Origin of the sequence: Pseudomonas sp. BIGb0381, from assembly GCF_024809815.1 — a bacterium.
Lineage (GTDB): Bacteria > Pseudomonadota > Gammaproteobacteria > Pseudomonadales > Pseudomonadaceae > Aquipseudomonas.
Genome location: NZ_JANUEN010000019.1, coordinates 1 through 25,949 on the forward strand (window position 1 = coordinate 1; position 25,949 = coordinate 25,949).

Sequence of the window (25,949 nt, forward strand, 5' to 3'; positions counted from 1 at the left end):
AGCAAAGCAGTTCTGTGTGAGGCTTACAGAATATACCGCGACAAGTCCTCGTTCTGCGCCAATTCGCCCAAGTGGCTGTTGACGTAGTCGGCATCGATCTTGATCGCTACGCCATTCTGCAAGCCTGCCATGTCGCCGGCGCTGAAGGACACTTCCTCGAGCAGGCGCTCAAGCAGCGTGTGCAGGCGACGCGCACCGATGTTCTCGGTCTTCTCGTTGACCTGCCAGGCAATCTCCGCCAGGCGCTTGATACCGTCCGGCAGGAACTCGATGCCCAGCCCTTCGGTTTTCAGCAGCTCGCGGTATTGCTCGGTGAGCGACGCATGCGGTTCGCTGAGGATGCGCTCGAAGTCGCCCGGGGTCAGCGCCTTGAGCTCTACGCGAATCGGCAGGCGGCCTTGCAGCTCGGGCACCAGGTCGCTTGGCTTGCTCAGGTGGAACGCCCCCGAAGCGATAAACAGGATGTGGTCGGTCTTGACCATGCCCAGCTTGGTATTGACGGTGCAGCCTTCGATCAGCGGCAGCAGGTCGCGCTGCACACCTTCGCGGGATACATCGACGCCGCCGGAGTTGCCGCGCTTGGCCACTTTGTCGATCTCGTCGATAAACACGATGCCGTGCTGTTCAACCGCTTCCAGGGCCTTGGCCTTGAGTTCTTCCTCATTCACCAGGCGCCCGGCTTCTTCGTCGCGCACCAGCTTCAGCGCTTCCTTCACCTTGAGCTTGCGGCTTTTCTTCTTGCCCTTGCCCATGTTGGCGAACAGGTTCTGCAGCTGGCTGGTCATCTCTTCCATGCCAGGCGGTGCGGAGATGTCGACGCCCGAGACTTCAGCGACTTCGATCTCGATTTCCTTGTCGTCCAGCTGGCCTTCACGCAGACGCTTGCGGAACAGCTGGCGGGTGTTGGAATCCGAGGCCGGTGCTGCGTCTTCGTTGAAGCCCATGCGCGCCGGTGGCAGCAGGGCGTCGAGGATGCGTTCTTCGGCTGCGTCTTCGGCGCGGTGGCTGACTTTGGTCATTTCCTGTTCGCGCAGCAGCTTGAGGGCAGCGTCGGCCAGGTCACGAATGATCGACTCGACATCGCGGCCCACATAGCCGACTTCGGTGAACTTGGTGGCTTCGACCTTGATGAACGGCGCGTTGGCCAGCTTGGCCAGGCGTCGCGCGATCTCGGTTTTACCGACGCCGGTCGGGCCGATCATCAGGATGTTCTTCGGCGTTACTTCAACGCGCAATTCTTCGGGCAGTTGCATCCGGCGCCAGCGGTTACGCAGCGCGATGGCAACGGCGCGCTTGGCATCGTCCTGGCCGATGATATGGCGATTGAGTTCATGGACGATTTCGCGGGGAGTCATGGACATAGTGTTTGGCGGCCTCAAGCGGGAATAAGCCTACGGCTTACTCGGCGAGGTCCTGCTCCTCAATGGTGAAGTTGTGGTTGGTGAACACGCAGATGTCGCCGGCGATGCCCAGGGCAGTCTCGACGATTTCGCGGGCCGACAGGTCGGTCTTCTTCAACAGTGCGCTGGCTGCGGCTTGTGCATAACCACCGCCGGAGCCCATGGCGATCAGGCCATGTTCAGGCTCAACCACATCGCCGTTACCGGTGATGATCAGGGACGCATCTTTGTTGGCGACGGCCAGCATGGCTTCCAGGCGGCTGAGGGAGCGGTCGGTGCGCCATTCTTTGGCGAGTTCGACAGCGGCGCGTACGAGGTGGCCCTGGTGTTTTTCCAGCTGGCCTTCGAAACGCTCGAAGAGGGTGAATGCGTCGGCGGTGGCACCGGCAAACCCGGCGAGGACCTGGCCGTGGTACAGGCGACGCACTTTTTTCGCGTTGCCTTTCATCACGGTATTGCCCAGGGAAACCTGGCCGTCGCCGCCCATGACGACTTTGCCGTGGCGACGTACTGAAACGATGGTGGTCAAGGGGAGAGTCTCCACGCAGCGGGGCGAAAATGCCCTGATGGAAACTCATATGGGGGTGGCGGGGGGGATTTCAACCATAGGGGTTTATGGCGGACGAGTGGTGTTTATCGGTCTGACACACATTTCAGAGCGCTGCAGAACCAAATGTGGGAGGGGCTTGCCCCCGATAGCGGAGTGGCAGTCAATGAATCTGGTGACTGATACACCGCCATCGGGGGCAAGCCCCCTCCCGCATTTTGATCGAAGTTGAGCCCGAATCAGCGGCTCTGGCGCTGTTGTAACAACAGGTTGCTAAACCCGGCCCCGGCCAATTGTTTCTGCGCCACGGTCAGCTGTTCGCGGTTGCTGAACGGCCCCACCAGTACGCGATACCAGGTCGCGTCCTTCACCGTGCCGGACTCCACCGTCACCGTCTGGCCCAGCAGAATGATTTGCGCACGCACGCGATCCGCGTCCGCCTGTTTCGGGAAGGAGCCCGCTTGCAGGAAGAACTTGGTCACAGGGGCGGCTTTGGTCTCCGCCACCGGTGGTGCTGGCGGCGGAGTAATCCCGGCCAGTGCTGCCTGGGCCCGCGCGGTGTCGATTTTCGCTGCTTCTGCCGGGGTTACCGGGGTGGTCGGCACTTGCGGCGTCGGCAGGGTTTTCTCCGGCACGGCGTCAGGTGGCACGATCACTTCCGATTCCGGCAGCAGCGTATAGAAGTCGTACTTCGGCTTTACGGGTGCCGTTGGGCTCGGCGCAGTCTTGTTGGCTTCAGCCATTTTCGTGGCCTTCTGCTGTTCCTGCTTGACGCGTTTGACGTCATCGCCTTGGCCTGGGTCCAGCTTCATCAGGAACACGATAAACGCGCCAACCGTGAGGCCGATGGCCATCCACAACCAGCCTGGAATAGGTTTCTTCGCCGGGGCCTGGTAGCGGCTGGCGCCGCGCTTGGGTGCAGGTTTTTTCTTGGCAGCCAACTTACATACGCTCCAGAGTTTCCAGGCCCAACAGTTCCAGGCCTTGCTTGAGGGTCCGTCCAGCCAGTGCGGCGAGGCGCAGGCGACTTTGCTTCTGGGCTTCGTCGTCGGCGGTGAGGATCGGGCAGTTCTCGTAGAAGCTGGAGAACAACCCGGCGACTTCGTACAGGTAGGTGCAGAGGATATGCGGCGTGCCTTTTTCGCCGACGCTGTTCAGCACTTCGCCGAATTGCGCCAGCTTGGCGGCCAGTTCCTGTTCATGGGGCGCGTCCAGCACGATCCGGCCTTCGACTTCGCTGAAGTCCTTGCCCAGCTTGCGGAACACACCGGCCACGCGGGTGTAGGCGTACAGCAGGTACGGCGCGGTGTTGCCCTCGAAGTTGAGCATCAGTTCGAAGTTGAAGCTGTAGTCGCTGGTGCGGTGCTTGGACAGGTCGGCGTATTTCACCGCGCCAATCCCCACCACGCGGGCGATGTTGCGCAGGTCGGCTTCGGCCAGCTCCGGGTTCTTTTCCTTCACCAGGTTGTAGGCACGGTCCTGGGCTTCGTTGAGCAGGTCGATCAGCTTCACGGTGCCGCCGTCGCGGGTCTTGAACGGGCGGCCGTCGGCGCCGTTCATGGTGCCGAAGCCCATGTGCTCCATGTGCATCGGGTGCGTGACGAAACCGGCGCGACGTGCCACTTCGAACACCTGCTGGAAGTGCAGGGCCTGGCGTTGGTCGACGAAATACAGCGCACGATCAGCCTTGAGTACACCACTGCGGTAGCGCACGGCCGCCAGGTCGGTGGTGGCATAGAGGTAGCCGCCATCGGCCTTGACGATGATCACCGGCAGCGGCTCGCCGTCGGCGGTCTTGAATTCTTCGAGGAACACGCACTGCGCGCCGTTGCTCTCGACCAGCAGGCCCTTGGCCTTGAGGTCGTTGACCACGTTGATCAGGTCGTCGTTGTAGGCGCTTTCGCCCATTACGTCGGCCATGGTCAGCTTGACGTTGAGCAGCTCGTAGATTTCCTGGCAGTGGGACAGCGAGATCTCGCGGAAGCGGCCCCACAGTTCCAGGCATTCCTTGTCGCCGGCCTGCAGCTTGACCACCAGGCCGCGCGCGCGATCGGCGAACTCTTCGGATTCGTCGAAACGCTTCTTGGCGGCGCGGTAGAAGTTCTCCAGGTCCGACAGCTCGTTGCTGGTGATCGGGTTTTCCTGCAGATAGGCCATCAGCATGCCGAACTGGGTGCCCCAGTCGCCCACGTGGTTCTGGCGGATCACGGTGTCGCCGAGGAATTCCAGCACCCGCGCCACGCCGTCGCCGATGATGGTTGAGCGCAGGTGGCCGACGTGCATCTCTTTGGCCAGGTTGGGCGCCGACAGGTCAATGGCCACGCGCTGAGCCGGACCGGCCTTGCGCACGCCGATCCTCGCGTCGGCCAGGGCTGCATCCAGGCGTGACGCCAGGGCCTGGGTGTTCTGGAAGAAGTTGATAAAGCCAGGGCCGGCGATTTCGGCCTTGGTAACACTCTCGTCGGCGGGCAGCGCGGCGATGATTTTCTCCGCCAGGTCGCGCGGCTTCATGCCGGCCGGCTTGGACAGCATCATCGCAATGTTGCTGGCGAAGTCGCCGTGGGTCTTGTCGCGGGTGTTTTCCACCTGGATCGCCGGCGTCAGGCCTTCAGGCAACACACCTTCGTTGACGAGTTGGGTGAGGGCTTGTTGGATCAGCTGGCGAATGGTGTCTTTCATGGTGTTCTCTTTCGACCGCAAGCGGCGGCGCGCGATGCGCAGGTGGAAAAGCTGGGCATTATCCGTGGCGAGGGCGGGCTTGCCAACCTTCGCAGGACCTGTGGCCAGGCTTAATACAAATCTACCGGGTCTACATCCAACGACCATCGCACCTGGCGGCCACTCGGCATTTGCTCCAGCGCAAGCAACCAGCTACTTAATAGCCGATGCAGTGGTGCACGGGATGTCGCTTGCAACAGTAGCTGAGCACGATAACGCCCGGCGCGACGTTCCATGGGCGCTGGCACCGGGCCAAGCAGCTCGATGCCGCTCAGCCCCAGCTCGCCGAGCAAGCGTTCGGCGGCGCTGCAGGCTTCATCCAGAAAGCCCTCGGCCTGCCCCGGTTTATGGGCTTCGGCGCGCAGCAGCGCCAAGTGTGCAAAGGGCGGCAGGCCGGCGGAGCGGCGTTCGCTCAGCGCCTGTTCGGCGAAGGCAAAGTAGCCTTGTTCTGTCAGTTGAATCAGCAGCGGATGGTCGGCCAGGTGGGTCTGGATAATCACCTTACCCGGCTCTTCAGCACGCCCGGCGCGGCCGGCGACCTGCACGATCAACTGCGCCATGCGCTCGCTGGCGCGGAAGTCGCCGGAGAACAGGCCGCCGTCGGCATCCAGGATCGACACCAGGGTCACCCGTGGGAAGTGGTGCCCTTTGGCGAGCATCTGCGTACCCACCAGGATGCACGGCTGGCCCTTCTGGATGGTGGCGAAGAGCTGGTTCATCGCGTCCTTGCGCGACGTGCTGTCGCGGTCGACCCGCAGCACCGGGTAGTCCGGGAACAGAATGCCCAGGCGCTCCTCGGCGCGCTCGGTGCCTGCGCCCACCGGGCGCAGGTCGACCTTGCCGCACTGCGGGCAGTGGCGCGGTACACGCTCCACATGGCCGCAATGGTGGCAACGCAGCTCGCCATGGCGCTGGTGCACGGTCATGCGCGCGTCGCAGCGTTCGCACTCGGACATCCAGCCGCAGTCATGGCACAGCAGCGTCGGTGCAAAGCCTCGGCGGTTGAGAAATACCAAGACCTGCTGGCCGGCCGCCAGTGTCTGGCCGATAGCTTGTTGCATCGGCCCGGAAATGCCGCTGTCCAGAGGCCGGCTTTTTACGTCCAGGCGCAGGAAGCGGGGTTGCTTGGCGCCGCCGGCCCGCTCGTTCAAGCGCAGGAGCCCGTAACGACCGGTGTAGGCGTTGTGCAGGCTTTCCAGGGACGGTGTAGCCGAGCCCAGTACAATCGGGATGTCTTCCTGGCGCGCGCGCACCAGTGCCAGGTCGCGGGCGTGGTAGCGCAGGCCTTCCTGTTGCTTATAGGAGCCGTCGTGCTCCTCGTCGATGATGATCAGCCCGGGGTTTTTCATCGGCGTGAACAGCGCCGAACGGGTGCCGATAATAATGTCGGCTTCGCCGTCCCGCGCCGCCAGCCACGACTCCAGGCGCTCGCGGTCATTGACCGCCGAGTGCACCAGGGCGATACGCGCGTTGAAGCGCTGTTCGAAGCGCGCCAGGGTTTGCGGGCCCAGGTTGATCTCGGGGATCAGCACCAGCGCTTGTTTACCGGCCTGCAGGGTTTCGCGGATCAACTGCAAATAGACTTCGGTCTTGCCGCTGCCGGTGACGCCGGCCAGCAGGAACGCATGGAAGCTGTCGAAACCTGCGCGAATCGCTTCATAGGCGGCGCGTTGTTCAGGGTTCAGCGGCAGTTCGGGCTGGGCCAGCCAGTGTTCGTGGCGCGGGTCGGGGGCGTGCTTGCGGATTTCCACCTGCACCAAACCCTTGGCCAACAACAGGTCGAGGCTGTCCTTGCTCAGCATCAGCTTGCTCAATAGCTGATGGGCGACGCCGTGGGGATGCTGGGCCAGGGTCGCCAGGGCTTCACGCTGGCGCGGGGCGCGGGCGATGCGCGGGTCGTCAAGGCGTGCACCGGGCACCGTCGACCAGAAGCGTTCCTGACGCGCTTCGGCCAGTTCGCCCTGGCGCAACAGCACCGGCAATGCCCAGCTCAACGTGTCACCGAGGCTGTGCTGGTAATACTGGGCGGTCCACAGGCACAGCTTGAACAGCGCGGGCGGCAGCGGTGGCGTGGCGTCGAGCATGGCGATGGCCGGCTTGAGCTTCTCGGCCGGCACTTCGCTGTGGTCGGCGACTTCCACCAGAATGCCGATCATCTCCCGGCGGCCAAACGGCACGCGCACGCGCATGCCTGGCTGCAACTGCGCCCGCAGCACACCGGCCGGAGCCCGGTAGTCGAACAGGCGGCGCAGGGGCGAGGGCAGGGCTAGGCGCAAAATGGCGTCGGGCACGCGGGGAGTCTCATATAAAGGCAGGCGGTGGCGCAGGGGCGGGAGCCTAGCAGACAGCGGGAGGCTTGGGGTAGCCGCCAGTTTTCTGATGAAAGGTGCTTTTATGTTGACACGCGACGGGTGTCGCCGCTTGCGCGTTTAAAAAGGTCTGGTAGAATCCGCGGCCTAATTACGTGCGGTATTCGACAATAGTGTCGAGTGGCGGCACGCTAGCCCGAGGAAGTCACCATGAAAGCCGATATCCATCCAGCGTACGAAACCATCGAAGTGACCTGCAGCTGCGGCAACAAGTTCGAAACTCGCTCGAACCTGTGCAAGCCACTGGGTACTGACGTATGCAACGAGTGCCACCCGTTCTACACCGGTAAGCAGAAAACTCTGGACACCGGCGGCCGTGTACAGCGCTTCGCAGATCGCTTTGGTGCTTTCGGCAAGAAGCCTGCTGCTACTCCAGCAGAGTAAGGCTCAAAAGCCTTATGGGCTTTTGCCAGCTGTTGAAAAAGGCGTCCCTTGTGGGCGCCTTTTTTGTGCCTGCGATTTGGTTGTCGGCGGCCCAGGCTCAGGTGTTTTGCCCGGCGCCAGCGGCCCTGGCCCGCGTGGAAGTGCAGCGGGTGGTGGATGGCGACACGGTGCGCCTCAAGGATGGCCGCAGTGTGCGGATGATCGGTATCAATGCCCCGGAAACCGGCAGGAAGGGGCGCGCCGACGAGCCTTTTGCGGTCGCGGCTCGTCAGCGTCTGCAGGCGTTGGTGCAGGCCAGCGGTGGTCGTGTCGGCGTGGTGCTGGGGCGTGAGGGCAAGGATCATTACGGCCGCACCCTGGCCCATCTCTATGGTGCCGACGGCAAGAACCTGGAGGCGCAACTGTTGGCCGAGGGCCTGGGATTCCAGGTGGGCGTGGCCCCCAATGTCGATCTCGTCGCCTGTCAGCAGGCGGCTGAGAACAGCGCCCGCAACGCGCGGCTGGGCCTGTGGCGCCAATCGCCGGTGCAATCCGCGGCGCACCTCAAGCGCTCCGGGTTTGCCGTGGTCAGCGGCCGGGTCAGTCAGGTAAAGCGCAATCGTGGTGGTATCTGGATTGAATTGCAGGGCTCACTGGTATTACGCATCGCCCCTGCTCTGGTCAGCCAATTCGATGCTGCCACGCTCAATGGTCTGCAAGGGCGCACTATCGAGGCGCGTGGGTGGGTGCAGGATCGCTCGCGACGTGGGGGCCTCAAAAATGGCCAGGCCCGCTGGCTCCTGCCGTTGACCGATCCGGGCATGTTCAAAACCTCGCCTTGAGAAAAACTGTAGACATTTTTTAATGCGATTGTGAACAGTTAAGCCCTTGTATACCGTGGCTCTTGGCCGAAAGTCTTACTGCAGGGCCCTTGACACCTGTGACTGCCCAGTCTTGTAGGGGCTTTACGACACGAGTATCCTCGGCGGTCCGTCGACCAACAGTAAAAGCGGAATGCCGATATGTCTGATTTGAAAACTGCCGCTCTCGAATATCATGCCCATCCTCGTCCAGGAAAGCTGAGTGTAGAGCTCACCAAAGCCACTGCCACCGCCCGCGACCTGTCGCTGGCCTACAGCCCTGGCGTGGCCGAGCCCGTACGTGAAATCGCCCGCGACCCTGAACTGGCGTACAAGTACACCGGCAAGGGCAACCTGGTTGCAGTGATTTCCGATGGCACCGCGATTCTGGGCCTGGGTAACCTCGGCCCACTGGCCTCCAAGCCAGTCATGGAAGGTAAAGGCGTGCTGTTCAAGCGCTTCGCCGGCATCGACGTTTTCGACATCGAAGTCGATTCCGAGAGCCCGCAGGCTTTCATCGACACCGTCAAGCGCATCTCTATCACCTTCGGTGGCATCAACCTGGAAGACATCAAGGCACCTGAGTGCTTCGAGATCGAAAAGGCCTTGATCGAGCAGTGCGACATTCCGGTATTCCACGATGACCAGCACGGCACCGCGATCGTCACCGCTGCCGGCATGATCAACGCCCTGGAAATCGCTGGCAAAACCCTGGCTGACGCCAAGATCGTCTGCCTGGGCGCCGGCGCTGCAGCCATCTCCTGCATGAAGCTGATCGTCAGCATGGGCGCCAAGCTGGAAAACATCTACATGGTCGACAGCAAGGGCGTGATCCAGTCCGAGCGTACCGACCTGAACCAATACAAGGCGATGTTTGCCCACCCGTCCTCCAAGCGTACCCTGGCTGACGCCCTGAACGGTGCCGACGTGTTCGTTGGTCTGTCCGGTCCGAACCTGCTGAGCGCTGAAGGCCTGAAGTCCATGGCGGCCAACCCGATCGTGTTCGCCTGCTCCAACCCTGATCCGGAAATCGCCCCGGAACTGGCCCACGCCACCCGTGACGACGTGATCATGGCCACCGGTCGTTCGGACTACCCGAACCAGGTCAACAACGTACTGGGCTTCCCGTTCATCTTCCGTGGCGCCCTGGACGTTCGCGCCAAGCGCATCAACGAAGAGATGAAAGTGGCTGCCGCCAACGCCCTGCGTGAACTGGCCAAGCTGCCGGTGCCTCAGGACGTGTGCGACGCCTACGGTGGCGCCAAGCTGGAATTCGGTCGTGAGTACATCATTCCGAAACCAATGGATAAGCGCCTGATCACCTTGATCTCCGATGCCGTGGCCAAAGCCGCGATCGAGACCGGTGTGGCCACACTGCCGTATCCGAAAAACTACCCGCTGCAAAGCGTGGATGATGTGTTCAACGGCTAAGCCGTTGTAGCGCACCAACAAAAAGCCCCGGCTCTCGCGAGTCGGGGCTTTTTGTTGGGGGGCGATTAACTTGTGTCTTGTGGAGATCAAATGTGGGAGGGGGCTTGCCCCCGATGGCGGTGTGTCAGTCACTCGATGAGTTGGCTGGTCCAGTGCTATCGGGGCAAGCGCCCTCCCACATTGGGTTCTGCGTAGGCTTAAGGTCCAGGTTAGAACAGATCGATCGGCGCCGCTTCATCCGCCGGCAACGGGCTGCCCGGTACGACGCCGTTGCCCAGTTCATTGACCGACGGCGGCGTGTCTTCGCTCTTGAACAGTTCAAAGTACGCATTCGGCGTGCTCGGCGAAGCCGCACGGCCACTGACCGGGTCGATCCGCAGGCTGAGGATGCCTTCCGGCTCCGGTTGGGTGTGCAGCGGCTTGTCCTTCAGGGCGGCGCCCATGTAGCTCATCCAGATCGGCAGCGCGACGGTGCCACCGAACTCGCGGCGGCCAAGGCTTTCCGGCTGGTCGTAGCCGGTCCACACGGTGGTCACGTAGTCGGCGTTATAGCCGGAGAACCAGGCGTCCTTGGATTCGTTGGTGGTACCGGTCTTGCCCGCGATGTCCGCGCGACCCAAGGCCAGGGCGCGCCGGCCGGTCCCCTTCTTGATGACGTCTTCGAGGATGCTGTTGAGTATGTAGGTGGTACGCCCATCCACAATGCGCTCGGCCACGGCAGGTGCTTGCGGTTCAGGTGCAGCAGCATTGGCGGCTGGCGCGGTACCTGGGGTCGGCTCGATGGTGATACCGCCATTGCTTGGCGCGGCCAGGCCGTCCGTTGCGGCTACGCCGTTGACCACGTCACCCGGCACTCGCGGTGGGTTGGCGGTGAACAGGGTGTCGCCGTTGCGGCTTTCAATCTTGTCGATCAGGTACGGTGCGATCTTGTAGCCGCCGTTGGCGAAAGTACTCCAGCCGGTGGCGATTTCCATCGGTGTGAGGGTCGCGGTGCCCAGGGCCAGGGACAGGTTCGGCGGCAGGTCCGACTTGTTGAAGCCAAAGCGCGTGATGTAGTCGATGGTCTTGCCTACACCCATCGCCTGAAGCAAGCGGATCGACACGAGGTTACGCGACTTGTACAGCGCCTCACGGATACGGATAGGGCCGAGGAAGGTGTTGGTGTCGTTCTTCGGACGCCATACTTTGTCCAGGTACTCGTCGACAAACACGATGGGCGCATCGTTGACCAGGCTGGCGGCGGTGTAGCCGTTATCCAGGGCGGCGCTGTAGATAAACGGCTTGAAGCTCGAGCCCGGCTGGCGCTTGGCCTGGGTGGCCCGGTTGTAGTTGCTCTGTTCGAAGGCGAAGCCACCCACCAGAGCGCGGATTGCACCGTTCTGCGGGTCCAGCGATACGAGTGCGCCCTGGGCCAGCGGCACCTGGCTGAACTTAAGGCTGTCGTCCTTCTGGCGTTGCACGCGGATCAGGTCACCCACTTGCGCGACATCCGACGGCTGCTTCGGCATCGGGCCCATGCTGTTGGTGTTCAGGAACGGGCGCGCCCATTTCATGCTGTCCCAGGCCACATGGGCTTCGCCGGTGCGAGTCAGCACCTGCACGCCATCTTTCGTCACCTGAGTGACGATGGCCGGTTCCAGGCCGCTGATCGCACGTTGTTTGCCCAGCTCGGCCGTCCAGGCGCTCAGGGTCTTGCCCGGCAGGCGCGACTCAGGGCCTCGGTAGCCGTGGCGTTGGTCGTAGGTGATCAGGCCGGAATGTACTGAGTCATTGGCGATGTCCTGCAAATCGCTCGGAACCGTCGTGGTCACGCGGAAGCCTTCGGTGTAGGCCTCGCTGCCATAACGGCCGACCATCTCGGCACGCGCCATTTCAGCGATATACGGGGCATTCACTTCCGGTGTCTGCACGTGGTAGCTGGCGTTCAATGGCTCGGCCACCGCACTTTCATAGGCGGCCTGGTCGATCTTGCCCAGCTTGTACATGCGCCCCAGGATCCAGTCGCGGCGTTCTTTGCTGCGCGCCGGGTTGGCCAGGGGGTTGAAACGCGAAGGGGCCTTGGGCAGGCCGGCAATCATGGCCATCTGCGCCAGGCTGGCGTCACGAATCGACTTGCCGTAGTAGACCTGGGAAGCGGCTTCGATGCCGTAGGCGCGGTTGCCCAGGTAGATCTTGTTGACGTACAGCTCAAGGATCTCGTCCTTGGTCAACTGACGCTCGATCTGCAATGCCAGCAGGATCTCAGTGGCCTTGCGCGAAAAACTGCGTTCGCTGGTAAGGAAGAAATTCTTCGCCACCTGCATGGTGATGGTGCTGCCACCGGATTGAATGTGGCCGCTTTTTACCAATTGCGTGGCGGCGCGCACCAGGCTGCTGGGGTCGACGCCATAGTGGTTGGCAAAATTATCGTCTTCGGCCGACAGCAACGCGCTGATGAAATTAGGTGGAATGTCGGCAAAACGGATCGGTGTGCGGCGCATTTCGCCGAACTCCGCGATCAGTTTTTCATCGCTGCTGTAGACCCGCAAAGGAATCTGCAACTGGATACTTCTGAGAGCCTCTACGGACGGTAAACCCGGACTAAGGTAGAGGTAGGCCCCGCTGAGTACGAGCAGCAGCCCGCAGACGATCGCGACAATGGAGTACCCGAAAAACTTCAGCAGACGGATCAAGGCTTTTGGATTTCCAGAGAAAAGAATGGGTTACGCGTCGGGGCATGCATGGCAAACGATGGATCGACCCGAGCTGCAGATAAAAAGCGGGGAAAAACGCTGGGCATTAAAGCATTTTTCGCCTTGGGGCGTCATTCGCGCCGGCTCAACAAGTCGACCGAATGCAGGGCGTTCAGCTGCAATCAGGCGTTAAGACAGGGAAAGCTTTGGGGAGTTTTATGGGAAAGGGATTTTTCAGGCGAAAAGTCGACACCGTCCTTGGCGTCGACATCAATGAGGCAGGGATCAGGCTGGTAGAGCTGAGCTGTTCAGCCAACCGTTACACCGTGCAGGGCTACGCCACACAGGCGCTGCCGGCCCAGGCGGTAGCCGACGGCGTCTGGCTGGACCTGGAAGGCATAGGCCATGCGCTGTACATGGCACTGTCCCGGCTGCGGACGTCAACCAGGCAGGCGGCAGTCGCCGTTTCCGGTCCATCGGTCATTACACAGGTAATTGAAATGCAGGCGGGGCTTGGCGACGACGAAATGGCCTGGAGGGTGCAGATGGAGGCAGATCAATATATTCCCTACCCGCTGGACGAGGTGGCGCTGGACTTTCAGGTTCAGGGGCCGTCGACACAGGATCCCGCGCGGGTCGAGGTGTTGCTGGCGGCGTGTCCCAAGGAACACGTCGAGGTCCGTGAAGCCGTTTTGGCCTTGGCGGGGCTGGTGCCCAGGGTGGTGGATGTCGAAGGGTTTGCATTGGCGCGCGCTTGCCGTCAGGATTTCTCCAGCTTTACGCCGGGCCATCGAGTCGATGGTGCACAGTGGATCGTGGACGCCCCTGGGATGGGAGTCGCTTGCGGGTTGGCCCTGAGGAGTTTCGCTGGATGACACGAATCAATCTTTTGCCTTGGCGCCAGGCGCTGGCTGAACGGCGGCGTAAATATTTCCTGATGCTGCTGGTGGCGTTTGCCTGCGTGGCGCTCGGGACGGTGTGGCTGGCAGATCAGGTGATCGACCAGGCGATCGACCGGCAGGTGACGCGAAACGATCATGTGCGTAAGGACGTCGGCGTCCTGGACTCGCGTATCAAGACCATTGACGACCTCCAGGTGCAAAGCCAGCAATTGGAGGAGCGTATGAAAGTCGTGCAAGACCTGCACGATAATCGCTCGGCCGGTGCACAACTGCTGGATCAGTTGGCCCGTGCGGTGCCTGACGGTGTGCATTTGCATGAGGTCGTGGCGAAAGGCGATACGGTGAGTATCAGCGGCAGTGCTGAATCCAGCCAGGATATTGCCCAGTTGATGCGTCGCCTGGAGGCATCCGAGGGTGCCCACGCCACTCGCCTGCAACACGTACGAACCGACGGCACTCGCGGCAATAATGAATTCCAGTTGATGGTGCGCCAGGGCGAATCGTCCGAGGCCCAGCCATGAGCCGGCCCTGGCTCGAATTTTCCGCGCTGACTCACACTGCTGCCAAATGGCCCTTACCCGGCAAGATCTTACTGGGCTGCGCGTTGGCCGGCGTGGTGCTGCTGGTGGGCGACCTCGTGTACCTCAGCCCGTCGCGGGAGCGCTTGCGTGAGGTCCAGGTGCAGGAAGTGAGCTTGCAGCAGCAACTCGCGGAAAAAGCCGTCTTGGCTGTCAATCTTGAAGGGCGGGCTCGCCAGGTCCAGCTTATGCAGGAGAAGGTCAGCGGGCTTTTGCAGCAAATGCCGGAAGAGTCCGAAATGCCCGGCTTTCTTGAAGACATCGCCAGGATGGCGCTGGCCAACGGTTTGTTGATTGAGAGCGTCACTCCGTTGGATAAGCTGTCTCGGCCGTTCTATCACGAACAGCCCGTTCGCATCGGCGCCACCGGTACCTATCACGACCTGGCGACGTTTGTGAGTGCCCTGGGTAGCCTTTCGCGAATCGCCACGGCGCACGATATTGCCATGCGACGTGACGGCAAACTGCTGCACCTTGATCTGCTGGCCAAGACTTATTGGCATGAGCGACAAGGCATCAAGCGGGACACGGCTGTCATGCAAGGGCAATCCTTTGTATACGGCGCCTCCGGTATTCGTGATCCGTTCCAACCCATTGCCCTGCAAGTCGACCGCGCGCCAGGGCGGACGGCCGCTGCGCCGGACCTCGCTCGACCGCGCGAAGCCTTGGAAGGCCACCCAGTGGATCAGTTCGAGATGGTCGGCACGTTGTCCCGTGGGGCGCAGACCTTCGCCTTGCTGCGCCAAGCCTCAACCGTGCATCGCCTGGCAGTCGGCGACTATGTGGGGCCGGATCATGGTCGAGTCACAGCGATTCATGACGGCCATATCGAACTGGTCGAGTTATTTCCCGATGAACAGGGCGCATGGCTGGAGCGCCCTCGAACCCTCGTGCTAAACGTCAACTCATAACGGAACCAAGCAATGAAAAGGACTTTCTCGTCCTTCGGTGTGGCGCTATGGATAGCGTTCACGGCACCGATGGCTGCAGCTGTGCCCAACCGCGTGGACCTGATCCAGCTACCGCCTCCCGGCAGCGCGGTGTCCGGTGCCTATAGCGGTGACAAATTGAACCTCAACTTCCAGGACATCGGGCTGCGCGCTGCCTTGCAGCAAATCGCCGACGTGGCAGGCCTCAATCTGGTGGTCGGCGATGACGTGCAGGGCTCTATCACCCTACGGCTCAAAGGCGTGCCCTGGGATCAAGCGCTGGACCTGGTGCTGCAAACCAAGGGCTTGGATAAGCGGATAAAGGCCGGCGTCCTGCTGGTGGCGCCTGCCGAGGAGCTGGCCGCTCGCGAGCTGCTGACGCTGGAATCGCGCAAGCAGATGGCCGACCTGGCGCCGCTGCGCCGTGAGCTACTGCAAGTCAACTACGCCAAGGCAGCAGACCTGGCCAAGCTGTTTCAGTCGGTGAGCGGCTTTGAAGGCACGACCGATGAGCGTGGTTCAGTGGCAGTGGATGACCGCACCAATAACATCATTGCCTACCAGACCGGCGAGCGCCTGGAAGAGTTGCGGCGGATCGTGGCGCAACTGGATGTGCCGGTGCGCCAGGTGATGATCGAAGCACGGATTGTCGAGGCCAACGTCGACTACGACAAAAACCTGGGCGCGCGTTGGGGTGGGCGGCTCAATCGAGGGAATTGGGCGGCTGGAGGTATCCAGAAACCTTTGCCGGACGGCGCCCAGGCGCCGGAAAACGTGCCCAGCTCGCCATTTGTCGACCTGGGTTCACTCACGGGTACATCAGGCCTGGGGATCGCCTTCATCACCGATAACCTCCTGCTGGACCTGGAACTGACCGCCATGGAGAAAACCGGCAATGGCGAAATCGTCTCGCAGCCCAAGGTGGTCACTTCCGACAAGGAAACCGCGCGCATTCTAAAGGGCACCGAAATTCCCTATCAGGAATCCACCTCCCAAGGGGCTACGTCGGTGTCGTTCAAGGAGGCTTCCCTGTCATTGGAGGTCACGCCGCAAATCACCCCCGATGACCATGTGATCATGGTGGTCAAGGTCACCAAGGATGAGCCCGACTATCTCAATAAACTCAACGACGTACCGCCGATCAAGAAAAACGAGGTGAATGCCAAGGTGCTGGTCAAGGATGGCGAGACCATCGTCATCGGCGGGGTTTTCTCCAATACTCAAAGCAAAGTGGTAGATAAAGTGCCATTTTTGGGCGATGTACCGTATCTTGGCCGCCTTTTCCGGCGCGATGTGCTGGCGGAGAAAAAATCCGAGCTGCTGGTATTCCTGACTCCGCGTATTATGAATAACCAGGCGATTGCTGTGAGTCGTTGATTCTGTGCGAAATTTGATTCTTGTAGGACCGATGGGGGCTGGAAAAAGCACCATCGGCCGATTGCTGGCCAAAGAGCTGCGCCTGCCATTCAAAGATTCCGACAAGGAAATTGAATTGCGCACGGGTGCCAATATCCCATGGATCTTCGATAAGGAAGGCGAGCTGGGCTTTCGCGACCGCGAGCAGGCGATGATTGCCGAGCTGTGTGGCTGTGACGGCGTGGTATTGGCCACTGGCGGCGGTGCGGTAATGCGCGATGAAAATCGGCGGGCGCTGCATGCCGGTGGTCGGGTGGTCTATCTGCATGCGTCGGTCGAGCAGCAGGTGGGTCGTACCGCCCGCGATCGCAATCGTCCTTTGCTGCGCACGGCGAACCCGGAAAAAACCTTGCGGGACCTGCTCGCGCTGCGCGATCCGCTGTATCGGGAAATCGCCGATCTGGTGGTGGAAACCGATGAACGGCCGCCTCGGATGGTGGTTCTCGATATTCTTGAGCGCCTGCAACGGCTGCCACCCCGTTAAAGCCAGGCCCGAAATGCGCTATTCTCGGCGGCGCGCTATCACCCTGCGGGGTGTGGCGTAGAGCCATCAGGCGGCGTCAGATATCGACGTTACCGGTCGTCAATACATCTTCAACGCGGGGACACATGCAGACACTTAAGGTCGATCTAGGCGAGCGCAGCTACCCGATCCATATTGGCGAAGGTCTGCTGGACCAGCCTGAATTGCTGGCACCGCATATTGCCGGGCGGCAAGTGGCAATCATCTCCAATGAAACGGTCGCGCCACTGTATCTTGAGCGTCTGAGCCGCAGCCTGGCGGCGTACTCAGTGATATCCGTGATATTGCCCGATGGCGAAGCCCACAAGAACTGGGAAACCCTGCAACTGATCTTTGATGGCCTGCTGACCGCGCGCCATGACCGCCGAACCACCGTGATTGCTCTGGGCGGCGGTGTGATCGGCGACATGGCCGGCTTTGCAGCGGCCTGTTACCAGCGCGGCGTGGACTTTATCCAGGTGCCGACCACCCTGTTGTCCCAGGTCGATTCGTCGGTGGGCGGCAAGACCGGCATCAACCACCCGCTGGGCAAGAACATGGTCGGCGCGTTCTACCAGCCTCAGGCCGTGCTGATCGACACCGCAACCCTCAACACCTTGCCACCGCGCGAACTCTCGGCGGGGCTGGCGGAAGTCATCAAGTACGGGTTGATCTGCGACGAACCCTTCCTGACCTGGCTGGAAGAGCATGTGGACGCCCTGCGCGCACTCGACCAGGTGGCGCTCACCGAGGCGATTTCCCGCTCCTGCGCCGCCAAGGCGTTGGTGGTGAATGCCGACGAACGGGAGTCCGGTGTACGGGCCACCTTGAACCTGGGCCACACCTTCGGCCATGCGATCGAAACGCACATGGGCTATGGTGTGTGGTTGCATGGGGAGGCCGTAGCGGCTGGCACAGTGATGGCGTTGGAAATGTCGCAACGTCTGGGTTGGATCAGCGCCCAGGAGCGGGATCGCGGTATCCGCCTGTTCCAGCGTGCCGGTTTGCCGGTTATCCCGCCGGAAGAGATGACCGAGGCGGACTTCCTCGAACATATGGCAATAGACAAGAAAGTGATCGACGGTCGACTGCGACTGGTGCTGTTGCGCCATATGGGCGAAGCGGTAGTGACCGACGATTATCCGAAAGAGATTTTACAGGCCACGCTGGGAGCGGATTACCGCGCCCTGGCTCAGCTGAAAGGTTAATAAGATCCCGATGACTAGTTTGCATGCCGACGAGGCGTTCCTCGGCCATTACCAGTTAAGCCACGACCCTTTTGCTCCACGGGTGCCTGGTTTCAAATTTTTCCCGGCCCAGCGCAAGCCGGTGCTGGGGCAACTGCACCATCTCGCGCGCTACAGCCAACTGCTGCTGGTCGTCACGGGCCCGCTGGGCAGCGGCAAGACCTTGCTGCGCCAGGCCCTGGTGGCCAGCACCAACAAACAGTCCGTACAGAGCGTGGTGGTGTCTGCCCGTGGTGCCGGTGATGCGGCGGGCGTGCTGCGCCAGGTAGCCCAGGCGCTGGATGTCGCCACTGCCGAGCCGAATGCGATCCTCAAGCAGGTGGTGCAACTGGGTCTGACCGGCCAGGAAGTCTACCTGCTGGTGGATGACGCCGAGCAGCTCGACGAATCCGCCCTGGAAGCGCTGCTGGCGCTGGCGGCGGGCACGCCGGAAGGTCGCCCCCATGTGTTCCTGTTCGGTGAATCGTCGTTGATCGCCGATCTGGAGCAGATCAGCGGTGATCAGGAGCTGTTCCACGTCATCGAACTGCAGCCGTACGAAGAGGAAGAAACTCGCGAATACCTGGCCCAGCGCCTGGAAGGCGCTGGGCAGGGCATCGAACTTTTCTCCGCTGCGCAGATCTCTGATATTCACGAAAGCTCCGACGGCTGGCCTGGCACCATCAACCAGGTCGCCCGCGATGCCATGATCGAAGCCATGATTGCCAGCCGCTCTGCGGTCAAGCGTCCAAAGATGGGGTTCACTATGCCTAAGAAGCACGTATTGGCAATTTCCGCCGTTGTCGTGGTCGCTGTAGCCGCTGCCTGGTTGATTCCGGGTCGCAGCAAGGCACCGACCACTGCGGGCGCGCCAACCGAACAGGCGCAGTTGCCACTGGGCAAGCCCACGCCAAACGTTGAATTCGCGAACTCCGGTCAACCGACCAATCTGCCGATGGTCGGCCAGCCAGTGATGCGCGGCCCGCTCGCCGAAGAAGCCGGTGGTATCTCCGAAGGCGACGACGGCGTGCCGGTGGAAGGCTCCAGTGCCACACCGCCGACCGTGACGACTACTGCGCCACCTGCCGGCGTCCCCGCAGGTACGCCAGCAACTCCTGTTGCGCCAGCCGCCAAGCCGACCCCGACCCCGGCGCCGACCGTTGCCACCGCCAAGCCTGCGGCGCCAGTGGCCAAGCCGGCTCCAGCGCCAGCCGCCAAGCCGGCTGAAAAACCAGTCGCCACCGTTGCCAAGGCTGGCGCTGCCGGCAGCAGCTGGTACAGCAGCCAGCCCACCGGCAACTTCGTCGTGCAGATCCTCGGCACCAGCTCCGAAGCCAACGCTCAGGCGTTCGTGAAAGAGCAGGGCGGCGAATACCGTTATTTCAAGAAAGTGCTCAACGGCAAGCCTCTCTACGTGATCACCTACGGCAGCTTCCCGAGCCGTGCCGCAGCTGATTCCGCCATCAAAGCCTTGCCAGCGAAGGTTCAGGCTGGTAAACCTTGGCCTCGCACTGTCGCCAGCGTTCAACAAGAACTGGCAGCAACTCGCTGAAGATCCGGCGGCCTTACCCAGGCCGCCCTCCCGGCACCTCAAAAAAGATCGCAAGGCGTGCAGCCCCTCCAGGCCGCGCGCTTTGTGGTGTCTGCGTTACAGTAGCTTTTGAGTCGTAGCGGTCAGAATTAAAAAAGTTTTGACTAGCACAGCATATCGCTTTAAACCTTTCATAAATGCGACATAGATTTGCGACATTTCGTCGCTAAATTTGTGAGCGTCTGTGTCGGTGTGTACAATGACCTCCCTTTTGCCCCCGCTAAGTCGGCGTACGTTCGGCGTGGAAGGTAACCGGTTGAATTGAAAAGAAATTTGCCTCGATATAAGAGGCAGCCTGGTGAGAAAGTGTCTATGAAAGCAGGTCTGTACCAACCCGATGAATTCAAGGATAACTGCGGTTTCGGCCTGATAGCCCATATGCAGGGCGAGCCCAGTCATACCCTTTTGCAAACGGCCATCGAGGCCCTGACCTGCATGACCCACCGCGGTGGGATCAACGCCGACGGCAAGACCGGTGACGGTTGCGGCTTGCTGATTCAAAAGCCCGACCAGTTCCTGCGCGCAGTCGCCAAAGAGCATTTCGCTGTCGACCTGCCCAAGCAGTACGCCGTGGGCATGGTGTTTTTCAACCAGGACCCGGTCAAAGCCGAAGCCGCTCGCGAGAACATGAACCGCGAGATCGTCGCTGCCGGCCTGCAACTGGTCGGCTGGCGCAAAGTGCCGATCGACACCAGCGTGCTCGGCCGCCTGGCCCTGGAGCGCCTGCCGCAGATCGAACAAGTGTTCATCGCAGGCGACGGCCTGAGCGACCAGGACATGGCGATCAAGCTGTTCACGTCCCGTCGTCGCTCGTCCGTGTCCAACGCGGCGGATGCCGACCACTACATCTGCAGCTTTTCCCACAAGACCATCATTTATAAAGGCCTGATGATGCCGGCGGACTTGACCGCCTTCTATCCAGACCTGAGCGATGAGCGCCTGCAAACCGCCATTTGCGTGTTCCACCAGCGCTTCTCCACCAACACCTTGCCGAAATGGCCGCTGGCCCAGCCATTCCGCTTCCTCGCCCACAACGGCGAGATCAACACCATCACCGGCAACCGCAACTGGGCCGTGGCCCGTCGCACCAAGTTCGCCAACGATTTGATGGACCTGGAAGAGCTCGGCCCGTTGGTCAACCGCGTGGGTTCCGACTCCTCCAGCATGGACAACATGCTCGAACTGATGGTCACCGGCGGCATCGACCTGTTCCGTGGCGTGCGCATGATCATTCCGCCTGCGTGGCAGAACGTCGAGACCATGGACCCCGATCTGCGGGCGTTCTATGAGTACAACTCGATGCATATGGAACCGTGGGACGGCCCGGCCGGCGTGGTCATGACCGACGGTCGCTACGCGGTGTGCCTGCTCGACCGTAACGGTCTGCGCCCGGCACGTTGGGTCACCACCACCAACGGTTTCATTACCCTGGCGTCGGAAATCGGCGTGTGGGACTACAAGCCTGAAGACGTGATTGCCAAGGGCCGTGTAGGCCCTGGCCAGATCCTCGCCGTGGACACCGAAACCGGGCAGATCCTCGACACCGACGCCATCGACAACCGCTTGAAGTCCCGTCACCCGTACAAGCAATGGCTGCGCAAGAACGCCCTGCGCATCCAGGCGACCATGGAAGACAACGACCACGGTTCGGCTTTCTACGACATCGACCAACTCAAGCAGTACATGAAGATGTACCAGGTCACGTTCGAAGAGCGCGACCAGGTGCTGCGCCCGCTCGGCGAGCAAGGCTACGAGGCCGTCGGCTCCATGGGCGACGACACGCCGATGGCCGTGCTGTCCCAGCGCGTGCGTACGCCGTACGACTATTTCCGCCAGCAGTTCGCCCAGGTGACCAACCCACCGATCGACCCGCTGCGCGAAGCCATCGTGATGTCCCTGGAAGTCTGCCTCGGTGCCGAGCGCAACATCTTCCAGGAGTCGCCTGAGCATGCCTCCCGCGTGATCCTCAGCTCGCCGGTCGTGTCTCCGGCCAAGTGGCGTTCGCTGATGACCCTGGAGCGCCCGGGTTTCGACCGCCAGATCATCGACCTGAACTACGACGAGAGCCTCGGCCTTGAAGCCGCTGTGCGCAACGTCGCCGACCAGGCCGAAGAAGCCGTGCGCGCCGGTCGTACCCAGATCGTGCTGACCGACCGTCATATCGCTCCAGGCAAGTTGCCGATCCACGCTTCGCTGGCCACCGGCGCGGTGCATCACCGCCTGACCGAAAAAGGCCTGCGCTGCGATTCCAACATCCTCGTGGAAACGGCCACCGCCCGCGACCCGCACCACTTTGCGGTGTTGATCGGCTTCGGCGCCTCGGCGGTGTACCCGTTCCTCGCCTATGAAGTGCTGGGTGACCTGATCCGTACCGGTGAAGTACTGGGCGACCTCTACGAGGTGTTCAAGAACTACCGCAAGGGCATCACCAAAGGCCTGCTGAAGATCCTGTCGAAGATGGGCATCTCCACCGTCACCTCGTACCGTGGCGCGCAGCTGTTCGAAGCCATCGGCCTGTCGGAAGAAGTTTGCGAGCTGAGCTTCCGTGGCGTGCCGAGCCGCATCAAGGGTGCGCGTTTCGTCGACATCGAAGCCGAACAGAAAGCCCTGGCCGCCGAAGCCTGGAGCGCGCGCAAGCCGATCCAGCAAGGTGGCCTGCTCAAGTTCGTGCACGGTGGCGAATATCACGCCTACAACCCGGACGTGGTGAGCACCCTGCAAGCCGCCGTGCAGCAGGGCGACTACGCCAAGTTCAAGGAATACACCGCGCTGGTGGATAACCGCCCGGTGTCGATGATCCGTGACCTGCTCAAGGTGAAGACCCTGGACACGCCGTTGGCCATCAGCGAAATCGAACCGCTGGAATCGATCCTCAAGCGCTTCGACTCTGCCGGTATTTCCCTGGGCGCCTTGTCGCCTGAGGCCCACGAAGCCCTGGCCGAAGCCATGAACCGCCTGGGTGCGCGTTCCAACTCCGGCGAAGGCGGTGAAGACCCGGCGCGCTACGGCACCATCAAGAGCTCGAAAATCAAGCAGGTTGCCACTGGCCGTTTCGGCGTGACCCCGGAATACCTGGTCAACGCCGAAGTGTTGCAGATCAAGGTTGCCCAGGGCGCCAAGCCCGGTGAGGGCGGCCAGCTGCCGGGCGGCAAGGTCAACGGCCTGATCGCCAAGCTGCGTTATGCGGTACCCGGCGTGACCCTGATTTCGCCACCGCCGCACCACGACATCTACTCGATTGAAGATTTGTCGCAGCTGATTTTCGACCTGAAACAAGTCAACCCGCAGGCCCTGGTCTCGGTGAAACTGGTAGCAGAAGCGGGCGTGGGCACCATCGCCGCCGGCGTGGCCAAGGCCTATGCCGACCTGATCACCATCTCCGGTTACGACGGCGGCACTGGCGCATCGCCGCTGACCTCGATCAAGTACGCCGGCGCGCCGTGGGAACTGGGCCTGGCGGAAACGCACCAGACTTTGCGCGGCAACGACCTGCGCGGCAAAGTGCGGGTGCAGACCGACGGCGGCCTGAAAACCGGCCTCGACGTGATCAAGGCCGCCATCCTCGGCGCCGAGAGCTTCGGTTTCGGCACCGCGCCGATGATCGCCCTGGGCTGCAAATACCTGCGCATCTGCCACCTGAACAACTGCGCTACCGGCGTCGCGACTCAGAACGAGAAGCTGCGCAAGGATCACTACATCGGCACCGTCGACATGGTGGTGAATTTCTTCACCTACGTCGCCGAAGAAACCCGTGAGTGGCTGGCCAAGCTGGGCGTGCGTTCGTTGGAAGAGCTGATCGGTCGCACCGATCTGCTGGACATCCTCGAAGGCCAGACCGCCAAGCAACAGCACCTGGACCTGACGCCGTTGTTGGGCAGCGATCACATCCCGGCAGACAAACCACAATTCTGCCAGGTGGATCGCAACCCGCCGTTCGACAAAGGCCTGCTGGCCGAGAAAATGGTCGAAATGGCCGGTTCCTCGATCAACGACGCCAGCGGTGGCGAATTCGCCCTGGATATCTGCAACTGCGACCGTTCCATCGGCGCACGCATCTCCGGCGAAATCGCACGCAAGCACGGCAACCAGGGCATGGCGAAGGCGCCAATCACCTTCCGCTTCAAAGGCACTGCGGGCCAGAGCTTCGGCGTCTGGAACGCCGGCGGCCTGCACATGTACCTGGAAGGCGACGCCAACGACTACGTAGGCAAGGGCATGACCGGCGGCAAGCTGGTCATCGTTCCGCCCAAGGGCAGCGTCTACAAGACCCAGGACAGTGCCATCATCGGTAACACCTGCTTGTACGGCGCCACCGGTGGCAAGCTGTTCGCCGCGGGTACGGCCGGTGAGCGTTTCGCCGTGCGTAACTCCGGTGCCCACACCGTGGTGGAAGGCACTGGCGATCACTGCTGCGAGTACATGACCGGGGGCTTTGTCGCGGTATTGGGCAAGACCGGTTACAACTTCGGTTCGGGCATGACCGGCGGTTTCGCCTACGTGCTCGACCAGGACAACACCTTCGTCGACCGGGTCAACCACGAGTTGGTCGAGATCCAGCGGATCAGCGGCGAAGCCATGGAGTCCTACCGGAACCACTTGCAGCACGTGCTGGACGAGTACGTCGAGGAGACCGGCAGCGAATGGGGTCGTAACCTCGCCGAAAACCTCGATGATTACCTGCGTCGTTTCTGGCTGGTCAAGCCCAAGGCTGCCAACCTGAAATCGTTGCTTTCCAGCATCCGTGCCAACCCGCAGTGATATGCGCCTGAAGAGTTTGATGAGGTTTTAACATGGCTGAACGTCTGAATAACGACTTCCAGTTCATCGATGTCGGGCGCAAAGATCCGAAGAAGAAACTGTTGCGTCAACGCAAGAAAGAGTTCGTGGAAATCTACGAGCCCTTCAAACCCCAGCATTCGGCCGATCAGGCCCACCGCTGCCTGGGTTGCGGTAACCCGTATTGCGAATGGAAGTGCCCGGTGCACAACTTCATTCCCAACTGGCTCAAGCTGGTGGCCGAGGGCAACATCCTCGCCGCCGCCGAGCTGTCGCACCAGACCAACACCCTGCCGGAAGTCTGCGGCCGGGTGTGTCCGCAGGACCGTCTGTGCGAGGGCGCGTGCACCCTTAACGACGGCTTCGGCGCGGTGACCATCGGTTCGGTGGAGAAGTACATCACCGACACCGCGTTTGCCATGGGCTGGCGTCCGGACATGTCCAAGGTCAAGCCGACCGGCAAGCGTGTGGCGATCATCGGTGCGGGCCCGGCGGGCCTGGGCTGTGCCGACGTGCTGGTGCGTGGTGGCGTGACCCCGGTGGTGTTCGACAAGAACCCGGAAATCGGCGGCCTGCTGACCTTCGGCATCCCCGAGTTCAAGCTGGAAAAAACCGTACTGAGCAACCGTCGTGAAGTGTTCACCGGCATGGGCATCGAGTTCCGCCTGAACACCGAAATCGGCAAAGACGTGACCATGGAGCAACTGCTCGCCGAATACGATGCCGTGTTCATGGGCATGGGCACCTACACCTACATGAAGGGTGGCTTTGCCGGTGAAGACCTGCCGGGCGTATATGACGCGCTGGATTTCCTGATTGCCAACGTCAACCGCAACCTGGGCTTTGAAAAGTCGCCGGAAGATTTCGTCGACATGAAAGGCAAGAAGGTCGTAGTACTCGGCGGTGGCGACACCGCGATGGACTGCAACCGTACCTCGATCCGCCAGGGCGCCAAGTCGGTGACCTGTGCGTATCGTCGTGACGAAGCCAACATGCCCGGTTCGCGCAAAGAGGTGAAGAACGCCAAGGAAGAAGGCGTGAAGTTCCTCTACAACCGCCAGCCGATCGCCATCGTTGGCGAAGACCGCGTCGAAGGCGTGAAGGTGGTCGAGACCCGTCTCGGCGAACCGGACGCCCGTGGCCGTCGCAGCCCCGAGCCGATCCCGGGCTCCGAAGAGATCATCCCGGCCGACGCCGTGGTCATCGCCTTCGGTTTCCGTCCAAGCCCGGCGCCGTGGTTCGAGCAGTTCGAGATCCAGACCGACAGCCAGGGCCGTGTCGTGGCCCCGGAACAAGGCCAGTACAAGCACCAGACCAGCAACCCGAAAATCTTCGCCGGTGGCGACATGGTGCGCGGGTCTGACCTGGTGGTGACGGCGATCTTCGAAGGCCGCAATGCCGCCGAAGGGATCCTGGACTACCTGAACGTCTAACCCTGATCCCAGGTTGAAATGGGCTCAAAATGTGGGAGGGGGCTTGCCCCCGATAGCGGTGGTTCAGTGACAGATTCTGAGACTGACACACTGCAATCGGGGGCAAGCCCCCTCCCACATTTGATTTGCGAAGGTTCAAGATATTGTCGTAAATCAACCCGATAGACAAAAGGCACCGCTCTTGCCGTGCCTTTTGCGTCGCGCTCTGAGAAAATGCCCGCACTTTTTTTGCGGAT

General features: G+C 61.6%; 17 protein-coding genes and 1 pseudogene. 12 read left to right on the forward strand and 6 right to left on the reverse strand.

Annotated features, from left to right (window positions below; all coding sequences use genetic code 11):
* Positions 1-23: 23 nt before the first annotated feature.
* The 5 genes from hslU to M2397_RS29165 all read right to left on the reverse strand — a co-directional run bounded on the left by hslU (position 24) and on the right by M2397_RS29165 (position 6,956).
* Entirely contained in the window at positions 24-1,361 is a 1,338-nt protein-coding gene (gene hslU, locus M2397_RS29145; RefSeq protein WP_131696866.1) for an ATP-dependent protease ATPase subunit HslU, read from the reverse strand.
* Between the two features lie 37 nt (positions 1,362-1,398).
* Positions 1,399-1,929, reverse strand: coding sequence for an ATP-dependent protease subunit HslV (gene hslV / locus M2397_RS29150; protein ID WP_010563201.1), 531 nt, complete (start codon positions 1,927-1,929; stop codon positions 1,399-1,401).
* Positions 1,930-2,186: 257 nt separating this feature from the next.
* Complete coding sequence (locus M2397_RS29155) at positions 2,187-2,888, reverse strand: SPOR domain-containing protein (RefSeq protein ID WP_027605014.1); 702 nt, start codon at positions 2,886-2,888, stop codon at positions 2,187-2,189.
* Position 2,889: 1 nt separating this feature from the next.
* Positions 2,890-4,626 (reverse strand): arginine--tRNA ligase, encoded by a 1,737-nt coding sequence (gene argS, locus M2397_RS29160; RefSeq protein ID WP_027605013.1) that lies wholly within the window; start codon positions 4,624-4,626, stop codon positions 2,890-2,892.
* A 110-nt stretch (positions 4,627-4,736) separates the two neighbouring features.
* Positions 4,737-6,956 (reverse strand): primosomal protein N', encoded by a 2,220-nt coding sequence (locus M2397_RS29165; RefSeq protein ID WP_259244929.1) that lies wholly within the window; start codon positions 6,954-6,956, stop codon positions 4,737-4,739.
* Between the two features lie 228 nt (positions 6,957-7,184).
* Here M2397_RS29165 and rpmE point away from each other — a divergent pair, with 228 nt between their 5' ends.
* The 3 genes from rpmE (at position 7,185) to M2397_RS29180 (ending at position 9,688) form a co-directional block, all read left to right on the forward strand.
* A complete protein-coding gene (rpmE, locus tag M2397_RS29170; RefSeq protein ID WP_005784030.1) occupies positions 7,185-7,418 on the forward strand; it encodes a 50S ribosomal protein L31 in 234 nt (77 codons plus the stop codon).
* Positions 7,419-7,432: 14 nt separating this feature from the next.
* Entirely contained in the window at positions 7,433-8,239 is an 807-nt protein-coding gene (locus tag M2397_RS29175; protein ID WP_145335917.1) for a thermonuclease family protein, read from the forward strand.
* A gap of 180 nt (positions 8,240-8,419) precedes the next feature.
* Complete coding sequence (locus tag M2397_RS29180) at positions 8,420-9,688, forward strand: malic enzyme-like NAD(P)-binding protein (RefSeq protein WP_027605010.1); 1,269 nt, start codon at positions 8,420-8,422, stop codon at positions 9,686-9,688.
* A 209-nt stretch (positions 9,689-9,897) separates the two neighbouring features.
* Here M2397_RS29180 and M2397_RS29185 read toward each other — a convergent pair whose 3' ends face one another.
* Entirely contained in the window at positions 9,898-12,357 is a 2,460-nt protein-coding gene (locus M2397_RS29185; RefSeq protein WP_405046502.1) for a penicillin-binding protein 1A, read from the reverse strand.
* A 221-nt stretch (positions 12,358-12,578) separates the two neighbouring features.
* On the opposite strand from M2397_RS29185, the gene pilM reads away from it, so the two are divergent.
* From pilM to M2397_RS29230, 9 genes and pseudogenes are all read left to right on the forward strand, one after another.
* Positions 12,579-13,235 carry a type IV pilus biogenesis protein PilM gene (pilM, locus tag M2397_RS29190; protein WP_131697042.1) on the forward strand — a complete coding sequence of 219 codons (657 nt, stop codon included), beginning with the start codon at positions 12,579-12,581 and terminating at the stop codon, positions 13,233-13,235.
* Positions 13,232-13,783, forward strand: a complete 552-nt coding sequence (locus tag M2397_RS29195) for a PilN domain-containing protein (RefSeq protein ID WP_131696862.1) — start codon at positions 13,232-13,234, stop codon at positions 13,781-13,783. Before pilM ends, M2397_RS29195 begins: the two co-directional genes overlap by 4 nt.
* Complete coding sequence (locus M2397_RS29200) at positions 13,780-14,751, forward strand: pilus assembly protein PilP (RefSeq protein WP_259244930.1); 972 nt, start codon at positions 13,780-13,782, stop codon at positions 14,749-14,751. The genes M2397_RS29195 and M2397_RS29200 overlap by 4 nt, the downstream gene beginning before the upstream one ends.
* A 138-nt stretch (positions 14,752-14,889) precedes the next feature.
* Positions 14,890-16,146: pseudogene (locus M2397_RS29205) on the forward strand (type IV pilus secretin PilQ); the annotation flags it as partial.
* 4 nt (positions 16,147-16,150) lie between these two features.
* Positions 16,151-16,669: a shikimate kinase AroK gene (gene aroK / locus M2397_RS29210; protein WP_003171222.1), complete on the forward strand. Its 519-nt coding sequence runs from the start codon at positions 16,151-16,153 to the stop codon at positions 16,667-16,669.
* Between the two features lie 125 nt (positions 16,670-16,794).
* A complete protein-coding gene (gene aroB / locus M2397_RS29215) occupies positions 16,795-17,895 on the forward strand; it encodes a 3-dehydroquinate synthase (RefSeq protein WP_122673881.1) in 1,101 nt (366 codons plus the stop codon).
* A gap of 10 nt (positions 17,896-17,905) precedes the next feature.
* Complete coding sequence (locus M2397_RS29220; RefSeq protein WP_259244932.1) at positions 17,906-19,465, forward strand: SPOR domain-containing protein; 1,560 nt, start codon at positions 17,906-17,908, stop codon at positions 19,463-19,465.
* A 351-nt stretch (positions 19,466-19,816) separates the two neighbouring features.
* On the forward strand, positions 19,817-24,262 hold the full coding sequence (gene gltB / locus M2397_RS29225; RefSeq protein ID WP_145335923.1) for a glutamate synthase large subunit: 4,446 nt from the start codon (positions 19,817-19,819) through the stop codon (positions 24,260-24,262).
* A gap of 32 nt (positions 24,263-24,294) precedes the next feature.
* Positions 24,295-25,713: an FAD-dependent oxidoreductase gene (locus M2397_RS29230; protein ID WP_092489391.1), complete on the forward strand. Its 1,419-nt coding sequence runs from the start codon at positions 24,295-24,297 to the stop codon at positions 25,711-25,713.
* Positions 25,714-25,949 lie beyond the last annotated feature (236 nt).